Raw genomic sequence first — 3870 nt, 5'->3', positions numbered from 1 at the left:
CGACAGATTTACAGTCTGTTGCGTTTGACCGCTTCGCTACCTGCCCGGTATTTACAAATTTTGAGCTGGCGATCAGATTTGAACTGATGACCTGCTGATTACAAATCAGCTGCTCTACCAGCTGAGCTACGCCAGCAAAAATTCTATATTATTTCAAAAAAGGGGCAATAATTCCCTTCCTCCACTTAATTCACAAGTGATATACGATGTAAAATATATGTTTTTAATATCGTTTGGCAGGAAATTTCTTTTAGAGCGTGTAAATATAATAAAATAATTCTTAAAAACAATTTCCTTTCAACTTTCGGTACACTCTTTTGTTTAACATAGACACTCAAGGTGAATTATTAGCGAGTACGTTGAAGCGCTGATTGAAGTTCCTTCCCCTTTTGAAACAGAGGTTGGGATTCCTCATGTTTCTGATAAAATTGTAAATACATTCCCTGATTCATATATGATTGCGAATAGAACGAAAGTAAGCCGGTACTGTATTTATTCAATTTGTGCGGGAATGAAAAATTGAATTCCTTGATTTGCATCTCTTTCATCTCAGTTTCACTACCCGGATACAACCTGAAAATCAACCCGGATGGTACTTTTTGGAAGATATTTATATACTGTTGCTCAATTTCTGGAGAACAATAAACCGGTCTTGTGTTCCAATTTTTCTCTACGATGCTATGAATAAGCGAAGTATATTGAAACTCAATCAATCTCGGGTCATAAGGCAAATCGTTTTCGAATTTATATAGTTCCTTGAGAAACGAATCAAGTTCGTCCTTCGATGCTTTCATCAACCAGGGATATTGTTTTTGTAGTTGAGCAAAATACCATGTCCTTCTCAATAATTCTTTATCAATGATGATGACATCGGGTCGTACACCTTCAACGAACTGCAAGTAGTAGGCAGCAGAGACAAAATAATCCCACTGAAATGTGAGTACAATTCCATTCTTTGCAACAGAACTCAACATGTCGTTCGTGTATTGTTCGACAATGGTCATATTACTTTCATCCACTTGGTTATAATTCAGATAGCCTGTCAGGATAATGAGGGCAACGATGATACCTGTGATGACTTTTTTCACTCTCAAGTTCGCGGAAAATTCGATGAAGAATTTTATTCCAAATGCTATCCAGATTCCCATCGTCAGATAAGCAAGAAGAAAATATGTTTCAATATCATGTATGTCATAGAAACTGGCAATGATTACACTTCCCATAAAAAGGAAACATGTAAAGATGAACGTGCGTCTCGATTCACTTAACAATTTCCAACACCCCAGCAGTGCGACTATCACAGAGACGTAAGCAAATTCCGAAGGGAGAGTTTCAAAGAACAGTTTAAATTGTTTGAGGACACTTTCACTTGAATCGAGAAACCAAACACGATACACCTTTCCCGTTAGATGCCTGATGAAACTACTGAAGTCAACGGGATTTCCCCAATTCAAAACCGGCTGATTGATAGCGCGGAAAGGTAAATACAAATAGACAGAAAATCCCATTAAAAACGGCACACCCATTACAAGTAACCGCTTCCAAACTATCTTTGAGAAACCGCATACTGAAAAAAATGCTACCAATAATGCGGGCGCTAAAAAGATAGTTGATAGATGATTCGTGAATGCCAATCCTAACACATACGCGAAGATAAGCCATTGCTTGGATATGATTTGTGTTGTTTTGCTCGCTTTTAATTCTTGTTCTACTTGTATGGCTTTTATGAAACTCAACAATACTATTCCCAACAAAACTATATGAAGTGAATATACTTCGATGGATAATGCCTGCGACCAATATGTTTTTGAAAAACCTAAAAGAAGAGTTCCTGCAAATGCAGGGAGCAAAACTGTGAATACTGACTTCTCTGTTAGTTCGCTACTCTCACTCGCTCGCTGTTTACTTTTCATTGATGTAGTATTGAAAAGAAAAACGAGCAGTCGAAAATAAATAAACAACCCTACAGAGCATAACACCGCCGCAAAAAGATTGAGTTGATATATAACCCGCATTCCCATCGGGATATGGGAAAATAAATATCCTACCAACGTAAATAACGGGTAGCCTGTCGGGTGTGCTACACCAAGTTTATAGCAGACTGTTGCAAGTTCTCCGCTATCAATAAAATTCACAGTCGGGCAGAGCGTATTCAAATATACGATAAAACCAACCGCCGCCGTTGTTATCGCTAATGCTATCTCTGCTTGTTTGAATGAAACTCGTGTAATCATGTATTGAAATTTGGGGAATGAAGTTAGTAAAATCATACAGTATTTCCAATCGCCCTCCTCCCTTTTGAACTATCTCAAAAAATAATTTCTTTTCTCAAGAGCCGAGAAACCAGAACAACCAGACTAACGCAAACACCGGCAAAAGTACCGGCAACGAATACCGAACAACGTAACCAAAGAAACTCGGACACTTTGCGCCCGATTGCTCGGCAATGGATTTGACCATAAAGTTTGGTCCGTTGCCAATGTATGTCATAGCGCCAAAGAAAACAGCAGCGATGGAAATTGCTTTCAGGTAAATATTGTGGTTGCCAATCAAATAGGAAATTTGAATATCGGAGAGAGGAACGTTGTTGGCGGCAACCATGTCGCCATGATATTTCATCAATACGGTAAATGTATTTTTCACCTCTTCTGAATGTGCGCCGGTAATGGTTGCAATATCCGCTCCTCGTGTTGAGATAAGATGCTGAACTTGTTCTACAATTGATTGGTCAACGAATAACCCAATGGACGCACTGAGAAAGTTGAGATACGTCGGTGCGTTATCGAGAACGCTGGAGAGGATTCCTGTTCCCCAATAGAATTGTCCTGCCGTTGTGATGCCGATTGTTGTCGCATTCAGTTCAAGCCAGTCGAGTGCGGGGACCATCGTTGCAAAGATGCCGAGAAAGAGAATCGCCACTTCTTTGATAGGAAGAAAGTTGAAATCGTTTTTGTTGTGAATCTCTTTTTTCGTCGTGTAGTAAGAACCTGCGGCGGCAAGGAGCATCAACGCTTCGCGAAGGAACGGCGGTTTTTGAATGAAGACGGCAATCAATATAACACCGAGGAAGAATACATTTTGCAATCCCTTCACTTCTGCATCTTCATCGAACTGTGCTTCATCTAACTCACCGACACGCTTTTCATATTTTTTGAACGCAAGCGTATCCAATACAAAAAAAACAAGAAGAACGAGAGCGGTTGCAAACAGCCAGATGTGCCAGACATTTGCAAGTACCCAGAAGAACGGAACGCCTTTGAGATACCCAAGAAACAACGGCGGGTCTCCGATTGGTGTGAGCGCACCCCCCATGTTACTGACGATGAAGATAAAAAAGATGACATGGAACCCACGCAAACGGTATTTGTTTACGCGAAGAAAAGGACGAATCATAATCATTGATGCGCCGGTGGTGCCGAGTAAGTTGGAAACGACTGCGCCGATGGCAAGGAAACCGACATTTTTGATTGGCGTGGACTTCCCTTTCACACGAATAAGAATTCCCCCCGCAACTACAAAGAGCGAACCGATAAGAACAATGAAACTGAAATACTCGATGCCGGTGTGAAGCATCCGTGTTCCGTTGTTCAATCCGAACAAATAATAGGCAAGCGTTATTGCACCCAAACCGATGGAAACGAACGGATAGTTTTTCTCCCACCAATGCTTGTTGATGAACGGCATGACTGCAATCGCCAGCAACAAGAGAATGAAGGGCGCAATCATCGCCGGATTAACCGGAACGATTTGGTATTCTTCTCCAGCAAAGCATGTTACTGTACTGAGGAGAAAAAGAACGATGAGGGAAATGATACGGGGCAAACGAAAATCTTTCTGCTATAAGGTACTGCTAAATGAAAAATAAATATT

The 3870-nt window shown here is 40.6% G+C and carries 2 protein-coding genes and 1 tRNA gene; all 3 read right to left on the bottom strand.

What is annotated here, in order from left to right:
- Positions 1-63: 63 nt before the first annotated feature.
- The 3 genes from HY960_02470 to HY960_02460 all read right to left on the bottom strand — a co-directional run bounded on the left by HY960_02470 (position 64) and on the right by HY960_02460 (position 3726).
- Positions 64-136 (bottom strand) — tRNA-Thr (locus HY960_02470).
- A gap of 211 nt (positions 137-347) precedes the next feature.
- On the bottom strand, positions 348-2270 hold the full coding sequence (locus HY960_02465) for a DUF2723 domain-containing protein (GenBank protein ID MBI5214596.1): 1923 nt from the start codon (positions 2268-2270) through the stop codon (positions 348-350).
- Between the two features lie 58 nt (positions 2271-2328).
- On the bottom strand, positions 2329-3726 hold the full coding sequence (locus tag HY960_02460) for a sodium:proton antiporter (protein MBI5214595.1): 1398 nt from the start codon (positions 3724-3726) through the stop codon (positions 2329-2331).
- Positions 3727-3870 lie beyond the last annotated feature (144 nt).

The sequence above is a fragment of the Ignavibacteriota bacterium genome, assembly GCA_016212665.1.
Lineage (GTDB): Bacteria > Bacteroidota > Ignavibacteria > UBA10030 > SZUA-254 > FW602-bin19.
This window is presented reverse-complemented; position numbering and strand designations above follow the sequence as displayed.

Bases quoted from the DNA above. Each gene is read 5' to 3' on its own strand.
- HY960_02465 (MBI5214596.1), bottom strand. From the start codon at position 2,270: ATGATTTTACTAACTTCATTCCCCAAATTTCAATACATGATTACACGA.
- HY960_02460 (MBI5214595.1), bottom strand. From the start codon at position 3,726: ATGATTGCGCCCTTCATTCTCTTGTTGCTGGCGATTGCAGTCATGCCG.